The following is a 16,978-nucleotide window of genomic DNA, read 5'->3' on the forward strand; positions in this document are numbered from 1 at the left end:
CCGAAGGTCCGGGCGTGGCGGGGGACGTTTCCCAGCGTCACCGTCGCCTGCAGCGAGGGTGCAATCTAGCATCCCGGCCACCCATGCGTACAAGGGCCGGGAACGGCGCCGGCGGCGGCAGTCGTGCCGCCACCGGCGTTGGCGTCAGTGCGCGGCAGCCTTGCTATGGCTGTTGGACATCAGCTTGTCGGTCCAGGCAATGCCGATCGCCGACAGGATGAACACGCAGTGGATGATGGTCTGCCACAGCACGCCATCGGGGGTCAGGGTCGTGCAGGTATCGGGGCCGGCGTTGTAGAAGCTGGCCGATGCCGACGAAGCCGCCGCCGCCCATTGTTCCGGCTTGCACAGCGGCAGGCCGTTCAGCGGGCTGGCTGCAATGAACGTCTTCAACAGGTGGATCGAGGAGATGCCGATGATCGCCATCGCCAGCTTTACCTTCAGCACGCTGGCGTTGACGTGGCTCAGCCATTCCGGCTGGTCCGGGTGGCCCTCCAGGCGCAGGCGCGAGACGAAGGTTTCATAGCCGCCGACGATCACCATCACCAGCAGGTTGGAGATCATCACCACGTCGATCAGGCCCAGCACGATCAGCATGATCTGCTGCTCGCCCATCGACACCGAGTGCGAGATCAGGTGCCACAGTTCCTTGCCGAACAGGAACACGTAAACGCACTGGGCAACGATCAAACCCAGGTACAGCGGCAGCTGCAGCCAGCGGGTAGCGAAGATCAGGCTGGACAGCGGGGACAGTAGCGGACGGTTTGCACTCATGCGGAGGATGCTGCGTTTCGGGGGAGAGGCGAGGTTACCGGCCCGCCATGACGGTGCCAAGCCAACGCACGCACTAGACTTCAGGTTCCTTTCCGTACCCCAGAGCCGCCGCCATGATCGACCTGTATTACTGGCCTACCCCGAACGGCCACAAAGTGACCCTGCTGCTGGAAGAAGCCGGCCTGGAGTACCGCATCCACCCGGTCAACATTGGCTCGGGCGACCAGTTCAAGCCGGAATTCCTGGCCATTTCCCCCAACAACAAGATGCCGGCCATCGTCGACCACGCCCCGGCCGACGGCGGCGCCCCGCAGAGCGTGTTCGAGTCCGGCGCGATCCTGCTGTACCTGGCCGAGAAGACCGGCCGCTTCCTGCCGGCCGATCCGCGTGGCCGCGTCACCACCCTGGAATGGCTGTTCTGGCAGATGGCCGGGCTGGGCCCGATGAGCGGGCAGATGGGCCATTTCAACGTGTACGCGCCGGAGAAGATCCCGTACGCGATCGAGCGCTACGACAATGAAGTGCGCCGCCTGCACGGGGTGATGGACAAGCGCCTGGCCGAGCACGCCTTCCTGGCCGGCGCGGACTACACCATCGCCGACATGGCCAGCTACCCGTGGGTTGGCGCCTACGACAAGCTGCCGGCCGACTTCGACGCGTTCCCGAACCTCAAGCGCTGGCACCAGGCCATCGCCGCCCGTCCGGCCACCCAGCGCGCCTATGCGCTGCGCACGCAGGTGAACCCGGACGCTGGCAAGCCGCTCAGCGACGAAGAGCGCAAGCACCTGTTCGGCAAGCGCTGAGGATTCAGCGCAGGCCGCTGCGCTCGCCGGGCATGGCCCGGCGCTACCCAGCCCGCCAACGGTAGCGCCGGGCCATGCCCGGCGGATGTGCCGCGCGCGACCGCCATGGGCAGAAGGTCATGCTGTCTTCCCGCACCGGCTTGGTTAGGATGGAGGCTGACCGTCCCGCGCCCGCCGCGGTGACGGACCTGCCGTTTGCCGGGATCCTCCATGCGCCATCTGTTCGCCTCGCTCGCCCTCATGCTCGCCACCAGTACCGTCGCCCACGCTGAAAAACTCACTCTGGAAGCCATCACCGGGCCATTGCCGTTGTCCGGCCCGACCCTGATGAAGCCGAAGGTGGCGCCGGACGGCTCGCGCGTGACCTTCCTGCGCGGCAAGGACAGCGACCGCAACCAGCTGGACCTGTGGAGCTACGACATCGGCAGCGGCCAGACCCGCCTGCTGGTGGATTCGAAGGTGGTGCTGCCGGGTACCGAAACCCTCAGTGACGAAGAAAAGGCCCGCCGCGAGCGCCAGCGCATCGCTGCGATGACCGGCATCGTCGATTACCAGTGGTCGCCGGACGCGCAGCGCCTGCTGTTCCCGCTGGGCGGCGAGCTGTACCTGTACGACCTCAAGCAGGAAGGCAAGGCGGCAGTGCGCCAGCTGACCCACGGCGAAGGCTTTGCCACCGATGCCAAGCTGTCGCCCAAGGGCGGCTTCGTCAGCTTCATCCGCGGCCGCAACCTGTGGGTGATCGACCTGGCCAGTGGGAAGCAGATGCAGCTGACCGCTGATGGCAGCACGACGATTGGCAACGGTATCGCCGAATTCGTCGCCGACGAAGAAATGGATCGCCATACCGGTTACTGGTGGGCGCCGGACGATTCGGCCATTGCCTACGCCCGCATCGACGAAAGCCCGGTGCCGGTGCAGAAGCGCTACGAAGTCTATGCCGACCGCACCGATGTGATCGAACAGCGCTACCCGGCCGCCGGCGATGCCAACGTGCAGGTGAAGCTGGGCGTGATCTCGCCGGTGGAACAGGCGCAGACGCAGTGGATCGACCTCGGCAAGGAGCAGGACATCTACCTGGCCCGCGTCGACTGGCGCGATCCGCAGCACCTGAGTTTCCAGCGCCAGTCGCGCGACCAGAAGAAGCTTGACCTGGTGGAAGTCACCCTGGCCTCGAACCAGCAGCGCGTGCTGACCCACGAAACCAGCTCGACCTGGGTGCCGCTGCACAACAGCCTGCGTTTCCTCGACGACGGCAGCATCCTGTGGTCGTCCGAGCGCACCGGTTTCCAGCATCTGTACCGCATCGACAGCAAGGGCAAGGCCACTGCGCTGACCCACGGCAACTGGTCGGTCGATGAACTGCTGGCGGTCGATGAAAAGGCCGGCCTGGCGTACTTCCGTGCCGGCATCGAATCGGCGCGCGAAAGCCAGATCTACGCCGTGCCGCTGCAGGGCGGCCTGCCGCAGCGGCTGTCGAAGGCGCCGGGCATGCACAGCGCCAGCTTCGCGCGCAACGCCAGCGTGTACGTGGACAGCTGGTCCAACAGCAGCACCCCGCCGCAGATCGAACTGTTCCGCGCCAATGGCGAGAAGATCGCCACCCTGGTCGAGAACGATCTGGCCGATCCCAAGCATCCCTACGCGCGCTACCGCGAGGCGCAGCGCCCGGTCGAGTTCGGCACGCTCACCGCTGCCGACGGCAAGACGCCGCTGAACTACAGCGTGATCAAGCCGGCCGGCTTCGATCCGGCCAAGCGCTACCCGGTGGCGGTGTACGTGTATGGCGGCCCGGCCAGCCAGACCGTCACCGACAGCTGGCCCGGCCGTGGCGACCATCTGTTCAACCAGTACCTTGCCCAGCAGGGCTACGTGGTGTTCTCGCTGGACAACCGCGGCACCCCGCGCCGTGGCCGTGACTTCGGTGGCGCGCTGTATGGCAAGCAGGGCACGGTGGAAGTGGCCGACCAGCTGCGTGGCGTGGCGTGGTTGAAGCAGCAGCCGTGGGTGGACCCGGCGCGCATCGGCGTGCAGGGCTGGTCCAACGGCGGCTACATGACCCTGATGCTGCTGGCCAAGGCGTCGGACAGCTACGCCTGCGGTGTGGCCGGCGCGCCGGTTACCGATTGGGGCCTGTACGACAGCCACTACACCGAGCGCTACATGGACCTGCCGGCGCGCAACGATGCCGGCTACCGCGAAGCACGCGTGCTGACCCACATCGAGGGCCTGCGTTCGCCGCTACTGCTGATCCACGGCATGGCCGACGACAACGTGCTGTTCACCAATTCGACCAGCCTGATGAGCGCGCTGCAGAAGCGTGGCCAGCCGTTTGAACTGATGACCTATCCGGGTGCCAAGCACGGCCTGTCCGGTGCCGACGCACTGCATCGCTACCGCGTTGCCGAAGCCTTCCTGGGACGTTGCCTGAAGCCTTGATCATCATCCGGGAAGGAGCCCGCCCATGACCCTGCCGCCGCCGATTCCTGCTCCCTCCAACCTGGCCTCCGGCTGGTGGTGCCGGCATTGGCGCTGGGCGATGCCGTCGGCGGTGCTGCTGTTCCTGGCCGCGCTGGGCGGCGCCATCGCCTGGAGCGTGCTGCGCTGGACCCAGGCCGCGCATGACAGTGCGCCGATGCGCGAGGCGATGCGTCGCGCCGGCTGCAGCGTCGAACTGGTGCAGGTGTTCGGCGAGCCGCTGCAGGCCGGCACACTGCCGCTGGGCAGCATGCAGACCGCCATCAACGGCGAGCGCGATGTCGGCCTGACCGTGGCGCTGGAAGGACCGCATGCGCACGGCCGTCTGTTCGTGAAGGGCACCCGCAGCGACGACGTGTGGGATTACCCGGTGATGTACGTGCTGGCCGAAGACAAGCAGACCTTCGACCTGAGCGCGCTGGATGATGCCGAAGCGGCCGGCGAATGCGAACTGCAGGCCTGTCGCGCGCGCGGAGACTGTGCGCTGACGGCCGCGCTGTAGAGGGCGTGACCTCCGGCCGATTGTCGCCACCGCCATGAGCGCGTAGGGTGCGGGCAACCCTGTCCTGGAGTGCTCCATGAAGCCGATCGCGCTTGCCATCGCCCTGGCCCTGACCGCCGCCCCGCTGCTGTCGGCCCCACCGGCCCTGGCCGCACCGGCCGCGAAGGCCTCTACGCCGGCCAGCCCGGCCTGGGTCGCGCGCAGCAACGCGCTGGCGCAGATCCTGCTGGATGCCCAGGGCCCGTTCCAGCCCGAGGAAACCGGCTTCTTCGGCGTGCCCGGCTACGACGACAAGGTCGCCGACCTCGGCCCGGACAACGACCAGCGCTACCGCGCCGCGATGGCCAAGGCCCGCGACGAACTGAAGGCCAAACTGGCCACTGAGAAGGATCCCAACGTCCGCCAGGACCTGGAGATCATGATCGCCGCCGCCAACCAGAACATCGAAGGCAGCGAACTCAACCAGAAGTACCTGCTGCCGTGGCGGGATGCGCCGCAGAGCGTGTTCAGCGGCCTCAACCTGCTGCTGTCCGACCAGGTGCCGGCCGAGCGCCGGGCCAAGGCGGTCGATCGCCTCAAGGCATACGCGGGCCTGCAGCCGGGTGGCACCGCGTTCACCACGCTGGCCCGTCAGCGCTACGAAGAGCGCCTGAAGGACAGCACGCTGCTGCAGCCGACGAAGATCGAAGTGCAGCAGTCGCTGGACAACGTCGAGACCTACATCACCGGTATCGAGTCACTGCTGAAGAAGTACCAGGTCGCCGGTGCCGACGAGGCGATGAAGGCGCTCGCCGCACAGATGAAGGACTACGCCGCATGGACCCGCAAGGAGGTGCTGCCGAAGGCACGTGCCGATGCGCGCCTGCCGGCCCCGCTGTACGCCTACCAGCTCAAGCAGGTCGGTATTGATATCGACCCGAAGCTGCTGATGCAGCGCGCGCAGCTGGAGTTCATGGAAACGCGCTCGGCGATGCGCCAGCTGGCCCCGCTGGTGGCGAAAGATAAGGGCCTGAAGGTCAGTGATCCGAGCGACCCGGTGGCGGTGATCCGCGCGCTGAAGGGCGAGAAGATCGCCGATGACCAGCTTGAAGGCCATTACCGCAAGGTGATCGATGCCATCGATCCGCTGATCCGCGAACATCGCATTGTCGATGTGCCGCAGCGTGCGATGCAGATGCGCCTGGGCTCGGCCGCAGAGAGCGCTGCCAGCCCGGCACCGCACTTCCTGCCCGCGCCGCTGGTCAACAACACCGGGCAGCAGGGCACCTTCGTGCTGCCGCTGGGCAACCCGGCGGCCGGTGCGGGTGCGCAGTACGACGACTTCAACTTCGGTTCGGCGGCCTGGACGCTGAGCGCGCATGAAGGTCGCCCGGGCCACGAATTGCAGTTCACCGCGATGGTCGAGCGTGGCGTGTCGCTGGCGCGCACGATGTTCGCGTTCAATTCGGTGAACGTGGAAGGCTGGGCGCTGTACGCCGAAGCGGAGATGGTGCCGTACGAACCGCTGGACGGGCAGATGATCGCGCTGCAGTTCCGCCTGCTGCGTGCCGCCCGCGCGATGCTCGACCCGATGCTCAATCTCGGCCTGACCGACCGTGCCAACGGCGAACGCGTGCTGATCGAGCAGGTGGGTCTGTCAAAGGCGATGGCCACGCAGGAACTGGACCGCTACATGGTGCGCATGCCGGGCCAGGCGGGCAGCTACTTCTACGGCTACACCCGCATCCTCGAACTGCGCATGCAGACCGAGCTGGCACTGGGCGCGAAGTTCGACCGCCTGGCGTTCAACAACTTCCTGCTCGACCAGGGCCTGTTGCCGCCGGACCAGCTGGCCGAAGCGGTGAAACAGGTGTTCGTGCCGAAATACCAGAAGAAGTAACGGTAGCGCCGGGCCATGCCCGGCGAGCGCAGCGGAAGAGACGCCGGGCGTGGCCCGGCGCTACCCGCGGTGGCCCGTGCGGGTCACCGTTGAGGGGTGATCGTCTGCGTCGGCAGGCGTGCCGGCGGCGCCGGATTCGGCACCCAGATCGCCACGCCGGCCGCGCGTTTCTGCGTGGTCGGTATGCCGATGCCCACGCCACCGCCCACGTGCGAACCGTAGCTGCCGGCACCCACCGACATGCCGACCGGTGAGCCACTGCTGCCCACGCCCATCAGGATCACGCCGTTGGCACCCAGCGCAGCGGCTTCGCGCTTCAGGCGAGCCACGGCGGCATCGGTCTGGCCCTGCGTGCCGAAGCCCACCGCCGAAGACGACTCCAGCTGGGCAATTTCCTGCGAACCGGCGGGCGGCGTCGAATAGATCTGCACCTGGGCCGGATCGATCGGCGCACGGGCGCGGCCCAGCATGACCTTGGAGGTGCTGGCGCAACCGGCAACGGTCAGCAGCATGGCCGCCAAGGCGACCCAACGGATGTTCATGGCGTATACCCCTGTAGGACTGGTTCGGATCATCAGCCGGGCACTCTGAATCGGCGCCAACATCGGGGCTCGACCCATGGCGGCACGCTAGCACGGCACCGGTGAGGTTGACGGCAACGGCGGTAGGCGGCGCTGCCGGGAACGGCTATGGTTGGGAGCAAGAACAACCACGGGAGCGCGCTATGGGTGTGATCAGTCTGTTGTGGGGCGTACTGGCGCTGTTGTGGATGATCCTGGCGTTGATACCGCTGCTGGGCTGGGGCAACTGGTTCCTGATCCCCTTTGCCGCGGTCGGCGCGATCATTGCCGCGCTCGGCATCCTGTTCACCCACCCCAGCAAGCGTGGCCGGGCCTGGACCGGGCTGATCCTGAACGGCATCGTGGTGGTGGTCGGCATCCTGCGCCTGGGGCTCGGCGGCGGCGTCATCTGAGGCAGTACGGCCGGTGCGACAGGGCGTCGCAGGGACACGGCCGCTGGCCGGGCAGGGAGTAGAATGGGCGGCTGCGCGAGCCCCCCGCGTGCCTGTCGAACCGCGCGCCGCGCGGCTGCTCCCATGATCATTCGTTCCCGTCCCCACGGCTGGCAACTGCTGTACATCCTGCGTGGCTCCATCGTCCCGGCGATCGCGCCCAAGGTGCTGGCCATCCTCACCCTCTCCATCGCGGTCGCCGCGGTGGTGGAACTGGCGCCGCCGGTCGGCATCGAGCGCGTCTCGGTCACCCCGTTCACCCTGCTCGGCCTGGTCCTGTCGATCTTCCTCAGCTTCCGCAACAGCGCCTGCTACGACCGCTGGTGGGAGGGCCGCAAGCTGTGGGGCCAACTGGTGTTCGAATCGCGTTCGCTGGCGCGGCAGGTACAGGTACTGCTGGCCGACGATGCGCCACGCCGCCAGCGCATCAGCTACCTGACCACCGCTTTTGCCTATGCACTGGCCGCGCGCCTGCGCGCCCGCGACGTGGCGCTGGCCGCGGTGCCCTGGCTGGACGAGGAACAGCGCGGGCAGCTCGCCCAGCGCGAGAACGTGCCCGATGCGCTGCTGGCGATGATCGCCGCCGAACTGGCCCAGGCCCGTCGCGAAGGCACGCTCGATTCCATTCTTTACGTCCAGCTGGAAGAGCGCCTGCACGCGATGTCCTCGATCCAGGCCGGCTGCGAGCGCATCCTTACCACCCCGCTGCCGTTCGCCTACACCCTGCTGCTGCACCGCTGCGCATGGATGTTCTGCGTACTGCTGCCGTTCGGCCTGGCCAGCTCGCTGGGCTGGGCCACGCCGGTGCTGTCGGCGGTGCTGGCCTATGCCTTCTTCGGCCTGGACCAGCTGGGTGAAGAAATGGAAGACCCGTTCGGCCTGGAGCCGAACGACCTGCCGTTGGACGCGCTGGTGCGCACCATCGAGATCGACCAGCTCGATGCCCTCGGCGAACGCCCGTTGCCCGAACCCCTGCTGCCGCAGGGTTACCTGTTGCAATAGCCACTCCTCGGAGCCTGCCATGTCTCATCCCCATTACCGCCCGCGGCGCATGCGCCATGATGAATTCTCGCGCCGCCTGATGCGCGAGAACACGCTGACCACCGACGACCTGATCTATCCGGTGTTCGTGCACGAACCGGCTGGCCGCGTTGCGGTGCCGTCGATGCCGGGCGTGGAGCGCCTGTCGATCGAAGAACTGCTGAAGGTGGCCGAGGAAGCGCTGGAACTCGGCATCCCGGTGATCGACCTGTTCCCGGTGCTGGACGCCTCGCAGAAGTCGCTGGACGCTTCCGCGGCGTGGGCCGAGGACGGTCTGGCGCAGCGTGCGATCCGCGCGCTGAAGTCGCGTTTCCCGGAACTGGGGGTGATGACCGACGTGGCCCTGGATCCGTACACCACGCACGGCCAGGACGGCATCATCGATGACAAGGGCTACGTGCTCAACGACATCACCGTTGAAGCGCTGGTCAAGCAGTCGCTGTCGCACGCCGAGGCGGGCGCGGACATCATTTCGCCCTCGGACATGATGGATGGCCGTATCGGTGCGATCCGTCGTGCGCTGGATGCCGACCACCACCTCAACGTACGCATCATGGCCTACTCGGCCAAGTACGCGTCTGCGTTCTACGGCCCGTTCCGTGACGCGGTGGGCAGCGCGGCCAGCCTCGGCAAGGCCGACAAGAAGACCTACCAGATGGACCCGGCCAACGGTGACGAGGCGATGCGCGAGATCGCGCTGGATCTGGAAGAGGGCGCGGACATGGTGATGGTCAAGCCGGGCATGCCGTACCTGGACCTGGTGCGGCGGGTGAAGGAAACCTTCGGTGTGCCGACCTTCGCCTACCAGGTCAGCGGCGAGTACGCGATGATGAAGGCGGCGTTCGCCAACGGCTGGCTGGACGAGCGCGCCTGCGTGCTGGAATCGCTGCTGGGCTTCAAGCGCGCCGGCGCCGATGGCGTGCTGACCTATTTCGCGCCGCAGGTGGCGCGTTGGCTGCGCGAGCGCTGACAATAGCGCCCACGACGGACGGAGGAACACGCGATGGGACCTGAAATGGGTTGGATGCAATGGTTGATCTGGGGCACCGGTACGCTGGTGTTCGGGGCCATCATCGTCGGCGTGTTCGTCGCTGCCTGGCGTGCCGCACGGCGGCCGCCCGAGCAGCTCTCCGCTGCCGCGCAGGTTGCCCGCGAGCAGGCCATGCCGGAGAGCGTGCAGGCCGAACTGGCCGCACTGAACCGGCGCAAGGACAATGGCCAGCTCAGCGAAGTGGAATACGAACAGCAGCGCGCGAAGGTGCTGTCGCGCTGATCTGATGTTCTGGTAGTCGCCAACCTTGGTTGGCGCTCCGGTGTGCCGACCAGGGTCGGCACCTGTCAGAAGACGACATCCACGCATGGCGTGGATCTACTGGTAGTCGCCAACCTTGGTTGGCGGTTTTGTTTCTGTGCCGACCAAGGTCGGCACCTACCGGAGGGGGCGGTCGGCACCTACCGGAGGGGGCGGTCGGCCTCCACCGAACCATCATCCACGCATGGCGTGGATCTACCGCACGCACTCCGCCGCTGCCACCACCTTCGGCACGGCCAGCCGGTACACGTCCACGCCACCGGCGCGTGGCGACTTCGCCGCGCTGCTGGCCACCATCATTTCGCCCGGCTTGGCATTGTCGACGACCGGCGCGCCGGTCCAGCCGCTTCCCTGATTGAACGACAACCCCAACGGCTGCAACGCAGCGCCCGTCCACGCGCAGCCGCTGGTCCAGACCTGCGCGGCGTCACCGCTGTCGCGGCTGAAGGCCACGGCGCCCTCGATGCCCAGCCAGTCCCCATCGGTTTCATCGGCAGCGCTGTTCAATGCCTGCAGCGCCGTCGCCGGCCCTCGCGCGCCCTGCGCGTCCAGCGTGGCCACGAACAGGTCCCAGCCGGCACCACGGCCCTGCTGGCGGGCAAACAGCAGCCGCCGCCCGTCCGCGCTCAATGCCGGGCCGCGCTCCTCATGGCGACCGCCATCGCCGGCCAACGGTTGTGGGGTGCCCAAGCCGCCATCGGCGGCAATCGCCGCCCGGTACAGCGCCAGCCGGCCCTCGCGACCTGCGGCGAACAGCAGCCAGCGGCCGTCGCGGCTGAAATACGGATCACGCACCTCGCCGGACACCGCCAGCGGCAACGCCTGCGCCTGCTGCCAGCGGCCGTCGACCACGCGCGCCTGCCACAGCCCCCAGCCGGCCTCGCCACGGCGGGCGAAGACGATGCGCTGGCCATCGGCGCTGATCGTGGCCCGGCCCTCATCGGCGCGGGTGGAGACCACGCCCATGCCCTCGATGCCGTACTCGTTCAACGCCATCGCTACCGGGGCAGAGAGTAGACTGGCGGCGAGCACCAGCAGGGTCGGGGCGATACGCATCATCCAGGTCCATGCACGAAAGAGCACCAGTCTAGCCAGCTTGAGGATTCCATGACCGATCGTTACGCCGTCTTCGGACACCCCGTCGCCCACTCGAAGTCGCCGCAGATCCATGCGGCGTTCGGTCGCCAGGAAGGCATCTCCCTCGACTACCGCAGCATCGATCTCGCCCCGGACGCATTCCTGGCCGGGCTGGAGGCGTTCGCCTCCGAAGGCGGTGTCGGTGCCAACGTCACCTCACCGCACAAGGAAGCGGCATTCTCCGTGTGCACCACGCTGACCGCACGCGCGCGCCGCGCCGGCTCGGTCAACACTCTGCTGCGCAAGGGCGACCGCTGGCACGGTGACACCACCGATGGCATCGGTCTGGTGCGCGACCTCACCGACCGCCACGGCCTGGACCTGCGCGGCCGCCGCGTGCTGCTGCTCGGCGCCGGTGGTTCGGCGCGCAGCGTTGCGCCGACGCTGCTGGATGCCGGCATCACCGAACTGGTGGTGGTCAACCGCACGCCGGAACGCGCCGACGAACTGATCGATGCCATGGGCGAGCCGGGCCGCGCGCTCAGCCGTTACTGGGACGATCTGCGCGACCTCGGAGATTTCGAGCTGATCCTCAACGCCACTTCGGCCGGCCGCGATCGCGACGCCGAGTTCAAGCTGCCGCTGTCGCTGGTCAATTCGATGACCACGGCGGTCGACCTGAACTACGGCGAGGCTGCCATTGCCTTCCTGGCCTGGGCGCGCGCCGCGCAGTGCCGCAACACGGTCGATGGCCTGGGCATGCTGGTCGAGCAGGCGGCCGAGAGCTTCCTGCAGTGGCACGCCGTACGCCCGCAGACCGACGCGGTCTACCAGCAGCTGCGCGCCGGAGCCGGTGCCTTCGCCGGGCAGGACTGATCGATGGACAGCCAGGCTCTGATGGTCTCCCTGCTGACCATGGTCGGCGTGCGCCTGCCGGTGCTGATCGCCCTGTGCGTCGGCCTGGTCTGGGTGATGGGCGCGCCGCGCGATCCGGCACGCACTGGCGCGCTGACCGGCCTGCTGCTGTTGCTGGCGTCCAGCATGGGCAGCCTGCTGGCCAACCTGGTGCCGATGTGGATGGTCAGCAAGGGTGACTTCAGTGCGATCTCGCAGCTGAGCACCGTGCTGGGCGTGGTCCACTTCGGCCTGGCGATGCTCGATGCCGTCGGCACGGTACTGCTGGTCTGGGCATTGGTACGGCTGCTGCGGCAGCGCGCTGCGACGCCCTGACCGCGATGGCGGCCTTGGCCGCGTCGGTGGCGTTGCGGGGCGCTCATCCAGCCATGGCGCGACGCTGCTGACCCCGTTCAGCGCCCGCGCATCGGAGCCCGTGGCCGGCCATGCGACAATGACCGGCCTGACCCCGCTACGGTAGTTCTGGCGTGACCGAAACCGTCGCCGCCCCACGCAAGCTCGATGACACCTTGAAGGACGCGATCCGCAAGGCGTACACGACGCTGCAGGCCAATACCCCCGGCTTCTCCACCCGCCGCTCGCAGAGCCAGATGATCGGCGTGGTGTCGCGTGCGCTGTCCACCAGCGGCGGTGTGGGCGTGGTCGAGGCGCCGACCGGCGTGGGCAAGAGCCTGGGCTACCTGACCGCCGGCGTGCCGATTGCCCTGGCCAGCAAGAAGAAGCTGGTGATCAGCACCGGTACCGTGGCGCTGCAGTCGCAGCTGGTCGAGCGCGATATCCCGAACTTCCTCAAGGCAACCGGCCTGGAGGCGACCATCGCCCTGGCCAAGGGCCGTACCCGCTACCTGTGCACGCGCAACGCCGCCGAAGCACATGGCGAGGGCGCGCAGAACGGCATGTTCGACGACGAGCAGCCGCTGTTCGACCGCCCGCTGGCGCCGATCGAGATGGACATCGCCAAGCGCCTCACCGTGGCCTTCAGCAACGGCAGCTGGGACGGCGACATCGACAACGCACCGGAAACCATCAGCCCCGGCCTGCGCGGGCGCATCACCACGCCGGCCTCGGGCTGTGCGGGGCGGCGCTGTGCATACTCGGCGCAGTGCGCGGTGCTGCGTTCGCGCAACACCGTGCGTGACGCGCAGATCGTGGTCACCAACCACGCGCTGCTGCTGTCGGCGCTGTCCATTGGTGACAGCGACAACGGGCAGCCGATGATCGCCGCGCCGTCGGACATGCTGCTGGTGCTCGACGAAGGCCACCACGTTGGCAATGTGGCCATCGATCAGGGCGCCGCCAGCCTGGCGCTGGATGAAATGGCCAAGCGCACCGGCCGCCTGCAGATCCTGATTGCCGGCGCCTACCGCGCGGTCGACAAGGACCGCCTCGGCAACCTGCTGCCGAACGAAGCCATCGACGCGGCCAGCAACGTGGCCAAGGGCCTGCGCATGTTCCGCGACCACGTGGAAGCGATGTGGATGCCGGCGCCGGCCGATGAGGAACCAATGTGGCGCGCGGCCAACGGGCGCCTGCCCGAGGCCTGGCGCGAGCCGATCGAGGCGCTGGCCGACGATACCCGCAGCCTCTACAACTGGGCGCATGCGGCCACCGCGCAGGTTGCCAAGGGCAAGCCGGACGATCCGGCACGCGAGCGCCTGCAGCGCAACCTGGGCATGGCCCTGGAGATGATCGAGCAGCAGTACAACCTGTGGCAGGTCTGGCGCCGCGAGGACAAGGAAGGCGCGCCGCCGATGGCGCGCTGGGTGACCGCCACCCGCGATGGCGACCTGGTGCTGCATGGCTCGCCGGTGTCGGCCGCGCACGTGCTGCGCAAGCTGTTGTGGGATGAAGTGGATTCGGTGGTGCTGACCTCGGCGACGCTGACCGGCGGCGGCGATTTCCAGGCGCTGGCGATCGACAACGGCATCCCTGAAACCGCCGAGATGGTCTCGTTGTCTTCCCCGTTCGACCTGCCCAACCAGGCCGAGCTGATCGTGCCGCCGTTCCCTGTCACGCCCGATGACCGCGAAGGCCATCCGCGTGAAGTGGCGCGCTACATCGGCAAGGAACTGGACTGGACGAAGGGCTCGATGGTGCTGTTCACCTCGCGCTGGAAGATGGAGAAGGTGGCTGGCCTGATGCCGGCCGCCAAGCGCAAGCAGGTGCTGGTGCAGGGCGAGATGTCGAAGACGCGCATGATCGACGAACATCTGCGCCGGGTGGCTGCCGGCGAGGGCTCGGTGCTGTTCGGGCTGAACTCGTTCGGCGAAGGCCTGGATCTTCCCGGTGAGGCCTGCACCACGGTGGTGATCACCCAGGTACCGTTCGCGGTGCCGACCGATCCGCAGACCGCCACGCTGAGCGAGTGGGTGGAAGCACGTGGTCTCAATGCGTTCAACCTGATTGCGATTCCGCATGCGTTGCGCACGCTGACCCAGTTCGCCGGCCGCCTGATCCGCACCTCCACCGACACCGGGCGCGTGATCATCCTCGACTCGCGTCTGCTGACCCGTCGTTACGGCAAGCGCATCATCGACGCGCTGCCGCCGTTCAAGCGCACCATCGGCTGAGGTGCCGGCTGGTTCCGCGTTTCAGTATTGCGATTGCGGACATGACTCGGACGCCAGTGCGTAGGGCTGGTACATGCAGCGGATCAGGTCGTCCACCGTCTTCAGCCGCGGTGGCCATGCGACGTGCTGCAGGCCCTGTGCGTTGCGCATCTCGACCATCCCTTCCCTGAGCGTGGTACCGGGTGGCAGCGGCAGGGCGGCCAAGCGCGCGCGAGCACGTCGTAGTGCCGGCAGGTCGTCATCCAGAAAGGCGATGGTCGCATCCACGTAGAGGTTCCACCCCTCCGGGTCGGCGCCGGCAGGCTTGTACGTCAACCGCATCAGCGCGCTGGCGGGATCGCGTTGCCCCTCATAGGCACGCAGCTGCGCCTCGTGCCAGGCCAACTGTGGGTGGCCGCTTGCCTTGGCCTGGCGCCGGTATGCGGCGAACAGGTCAGCCAGTTCCAACTGGCAGCCGGCGCGCCGGACCAGCGCGTCCCAACCCTCGCCGGGGCCGTGGTCGAATGCTTCCGGTGACATCGCCAGCAGTTCGGCACGATTGTCGAAGCGGCATTCGTCGGCGGACGCCGACGCGGTCGCAGTGGCCAGTGCCAGCGATATCAGGCTGAGGAAACGGCGCATCAGGACGTCCATGTGTGGGGCCGCACATGATGCACCCCGCGGGCGGGTAGTGCCGCGTGCTGAAGGGGCACTGCCGGCCAGCGGCCGGCACTACCCGTCTTCAATCGCCGAGCAGGGCCGTGTTGCGCACGGCGCCCTTGTCGGCGCTGGTGGCCAGCAAGGCGTAGGCCTTCAGCGCGCTGGTGACCTTGCGTGGGCGCGGCGCGCGCGGCTTCCAGCCACGCGCATCGGCGTCGGCGCGGCGTTGTGCCAGCGTGGCGTCGTCCAGCAGCAGATCGATGCGCCGCGCCGGGATGTCGATGCGGATGCGGTCACCATCCTCCACCAGGCCGATCACACCGCCGCTGGCCGCTTCCGGCGAGACGTGGCCGATCGACAGGCCCGAGGTGCCGCCCGAGAAGCGACCATCGGTCAGCAGCGCACAGTGCTTGCCCAGCCCCTTCGACTTCAGGTAACTGGTCGGATACAGCATTTCCTGCATGCCCGGGCCACCCTTCGGGCCTTCGTAGCGGATCACCACCACGTCGCCGGGCTTCACTTCATCGGCGAGGATGCCGGCCACCGCCGCGTCCTGGCTTTCGAACACGCGCGCATTGCCTTCGAACACGTGGATCGATTCGTCCACGCCCGCAGTCTTCACCACGCAGCCGTCGACGGCGAGGTTGCCGCGCAGCACGGCCAGCCCACCTTCCTGCGAATAGGCATGCTCCAGCGCACGGATGCAGCCTTCGGCGCGGTCAACATCCAGCGACGGCCAGCGTGTGGCCTGGCTGAAGGCTTCCTGGGTGGGAATGCCGGCCGGGCCGGCCTTGAAGAACGTGTGCAGGGTGTCGTTGTCGCTGCGCATCACGTCCCAGCGATCCAGTGCTTCGCCGAGCGTGGCGCTGTGCACGGTGGGCACGGAGGTATCCAGCAGCCCGGCGCGGTCCAGCTCCCCGAGGATGCCGAACACACCACCGGCGCGATGCACATCTTCGACGTGGTACTTGGGCGAGTTCGGCGCCACCTTGCACAGTTGTGGCACGCGCCGCGACAGTGCGTCGATGTGGGACAGGTCGAAGTCGACCTCCGCTTCCTGCGCGGCGGCCAGCAGGTGCAGGATGGTGTTGGTGGAGCCGCCCATGGCGATGTCCAGGGTCATCGCGTTGGCGAACGCAGCCTGGGTGGCGATGCCGCGCGGCAGCGCACGCGGATCCTCGCCGCCATACCAGCGATGGCAGAGTTCGACGATCAGGCGTCCGGCGCGGCGGAACAGCGCTTCGCGGTCGGCATGCGTGGCCAGGGTGGTGCCGTTGCCGGGCAGCGACAGGCCCAGCGCTTCGGTCAGGCAGTTCATCGAATTGGCGGTGAACATGCCCGAGCACGAGCCACAGGTGGGGCAGGCGCTGCGCTCGTACTCGGCAACCTTCTCATCCGAGGCGCTGTCATCGGCGGCGACGACCATGGCATCAACCAGGTCCAGCTTGTGCTCGGACAGCTTGGTCTTGCCGGCTTCCATCGGTCCGCCGGACACGAACACCACCGGAATATCCAGGCGCAGTGCGGCCATCAGCATGCCGGGGGTGATCTTGTCGCAGTTGCTGATGCACACCAGCGCGTCGGCGCAGTGGGCGTTGACCATGTACTCCACCGAGTCGGCGATGATCTCGCGGCTGGGCAGCGAGTACAGCATGCCGTCGTGGCCCATGGCGATGCCGTCGTCCACGGCGATCGTATTGAATTCCTTGGCGACGCCGCCGACCTGTTCGATCTCGCGCGCGACCAGCTGGCCAAGGTCCTTCAGGTGCACGTGGCCGGGCACGAACTGGGTGAAGGAGTTGGCGATGGCGATGATCGGCTTGTGGAAGTCGCCATCCTTCATGCCGGTGGCACGCCACAGGGCGCGGGCGCCGGCCATGTTGCGGCCAGCGGTGGAGGTGCGGGAGCGGTATTCAGGCATGGCTGGCGGAACGGGCGGGCCGTACGACGTGGGGGTCGGTTGATGATGGCGGAGTTTT

General features: G+C 67.7%; 16 protein-coding genes. 11 read left to right on the top strand and 5 right to left on the bottom strand.

The genetic code is table 11. The features are described from left to right. Positions 1-144: 144 nt before the first annotated feature. A complete protein-coding gene (locus HFK18_RS05820; protein ID WP_100553955.1) occupies positions 145-774 on the bottom strand; it encodes a TIGR00645 family protein in 630 nt (209 codons plus the stop codon). A 113-nt stretch (positions 775-887) separates the two neighbouring features. Between HFK18_RS05820 and HFK18_RS05825 the strand changes: the two genes are divergently transcribed. The 4 genes from HFK18_RS05825 (at position 888) to HFK18_RS05840 (ending at position 6,433) form a co-directional block, all read left to right on the top strand. Then, a complete protein-coding gene (locus HFK18_RS05825) occupies positions 888-1,577 on the top strand; it encodes a glutathione binding-like protein (protein ID WP_180165037.1) in 690 nt (229 codons plus the stop codon). A 210-nt stretch (positions 1,578-1,787) separates the two neighbouring features. Continuing rightward, positions 1,788-4,013 (top strand): DPP IV N-terminal domain-containing protein, encoded by a 2,226-nt coding sequence (locus HFK18_RS05830; RefSeq protein ID WP_180165039.1) that lies wholly within the window; start codon positions 1,788-1,790, stop codon positions 4,011-4,013. 25 nt (positions 4,014-4,038) lie between these two features. Further along, positions 4,039-4,554 carry a cytochrome c oxidase assembly factor Coa1 family protein gene (locus HFK18_RS05835; RefSeq protein ID WP_180165041.1) on the top strand — a complete coding sequence of 172 codons (516 nt, stop codon included), beginning with the start codon at positions 4,039-4,041 and terminating at the stop codon, positions 4,552-4,554. Positions 4,555-4,630: 76 nt separating this feature from the next. Continuing rightward, positions 4,631-6,433 carry a DUF885 domain-containing protein gene (locus tag HFK18_RS05840; RefSeq protein WP_180165043.1) on the top strand — a complete coding sequence of 601 codons (1,803 nt, stop codon included), beginning with the start codon at positions 4,631-4,633 and terminating at the stop codon, positions 6,431-6,433. An 83-nt stretch (positions 6,434-6,516) separates the two neighbouring features. On the opposite strand, the gene HFK18_RS05845 is transcribed toward HFK18_RS05840, so the two are convergent. Next, on the bottom strand, positions 6,517-6,975 hold the full coding sequence (locus HFK18_RS05845; protein WP_099819834.1) for a hypothetical protein: 459 nt from the start codon (positions 6,973-6,975) through the stop codon (positions 6,517-6,519). A 182-nt stretch (positions 6,976-7,157) separates the two neighbouring features. Here HFK18_RS05845 and HFK18_RS05850 point away from each other — a divergent pair, with 182 nt between their 5' ends. The 4 genes from HFK18_RS05850 to HFK18_RS05865 all read left to right on the top strand — a co-directional run bounded on the left by HFK18_RS05850 (position 7,158) and on the right by HFK18_RS05865 (position 9,759). Further along, on the top strand, positions 7,158-7,406 hold the full coding sequence (locus HFK18_RS05850) for a hypothetical protein (RefSeq protein WP_032952021.1): 249 nt from the start codon (positions 7,158-7,160) through the stop codon (positions 7,404-7,406). 123 nt (positions 7,407-7,529) lie between these two features. Next, on the top strand, positions 7,530-8,447 hold the full coding sequence (locus tag HFK18_RS05855) for a bestrophin family ion channel (protein ID WP_100462056.1): 918 nt from the start codon (positions 7,530-7,532) through the stop codon (positions 8,445-8,447). 19 nt (positions 8,448-8,466) lie between these two features. Then, complete coding sequence (hemB, locus tag HFK18_RS05860) at positions 8,467-9,456, top strand: porphobilinogen synthase (RefSeq protein ID WP_180165045.1); 990 nt, start codon at positions 8,467-8,469, stop codon at positions 9,454-9,456. 33 nt (positions 9,457-9,489) lie between these two features. Then, positions 9,490-9,759 carry a hypothetical protein gene (locus HFK18_RS05865; protein ID WP_108265739.1) on the top strand — a complete coding sequence of 90 codons (270 nt, stop codon included), beginning with the start codon at positions 9,490-9,492 and terminating at the stop codon, positions 9,757-9,759. A gap of 234 nt (positions 9,760-9,993) precedes the next feature. Here HFK18_RS05865 and HFK18_RS05870 read toward each other — a convergent pair whose 3' ends face one another. Beyond that, positions 9,994-10,857 (bottom strand): PD40 domain-containing protein, encoded by an 864-nt coding sequence (locus HFK18_RS05870; protein ID WP_180165047.1) that lies wholly within the window; start codon positions 10,855-10,857, stop codon positions 9,994-9,996. A gap of 48 nt (positions 10,858-10,905) precedes the next feature. Here HFK18_RS05870 and aroE point away from each other — a divergent pair, with 48 nt between their 5' ends. The 3 genes from aroE to dinG all read left to right on the top strand — a co-directional run bounded on the left by aroE (position 10,906) and on the right by dinG (position 14,360). Further along, complete coding sequence (aroE, locus tag HFK18_RS05875; RefSeq protein ID WP_180165049.1) at positions 10,906-11,751, top strand: shikimate dehydrogenase; 846 nt, start codon at positions 10,906-10,908, stop codon at positions 11,749-11,751. 3 nt (positions 11,752-11,754) lie between these two features. Continuing rightward, positions 11,755-12,105: a hypothetical protein gene (locus HFK18_RS05880; RefSeq protein WP_108265742.1), complete on the top strand. Its 351-nt coding sequence runs from the start codon at positions 11,755-11,757 to the stop codon at positions 12,103-12,105. A 152-nt stretch (positions 12,106-12,257) separates the two neighbouring features. Further along, on the top strand, positions 12,258-14,360 hold the full coding sequence (dinG, locus tag HFK18_RS05885; RefSeq protein ID WP_180165051.1) for an ATP-dependent DNA helicase DinG: 2,103 nt from the start codon (positions 12,258-12,260) through the stop codon (positions 14,358-14,360). A gap of 21 nt (positions 14,361-14,381) precedes the next feature. Here the strand turns inward: dinG and HFK18_RS05890 are convergent, their stop codons facing one another. Both HFK18_RS05890 and ilvD read right to left on the bottom strand, forming a co-directional pair. Next, entirely contained in the window at positions 14,382-14,981 is a 600-nt protein-coding gene (locus HFK18_RS05890) for a hypothetical protein (protein ID WP_180165052.1), read from the bottom strand. A 100-nt stretch (positions 14,982-15,081) separates the two neighbouring features. Then, a complete protein-coding gene (ilvD, locus tag HFK18_RS05895; RefSeq protein WP_180165054.1) occupies positions 15,082-16,920 on the bottom strand; it encodes a dihydroxy-acid dehydratase in 1,839 nt (612 codons plus the stop codon). Between the last annotated feature and the right edge of the window lie 58 nt (positions 16,921-16,978).

The organism is Stenotrophomonas sp. SbOxS2 (assembly GCF_013416715.1).
Lineage (GTDB): Bacteria > Pseudomonadota > Gammaproteobacteria > Xanthomonadales > Xanthomonadaceae > Stenotrophomonas > Stenotrophomonas lactitubi.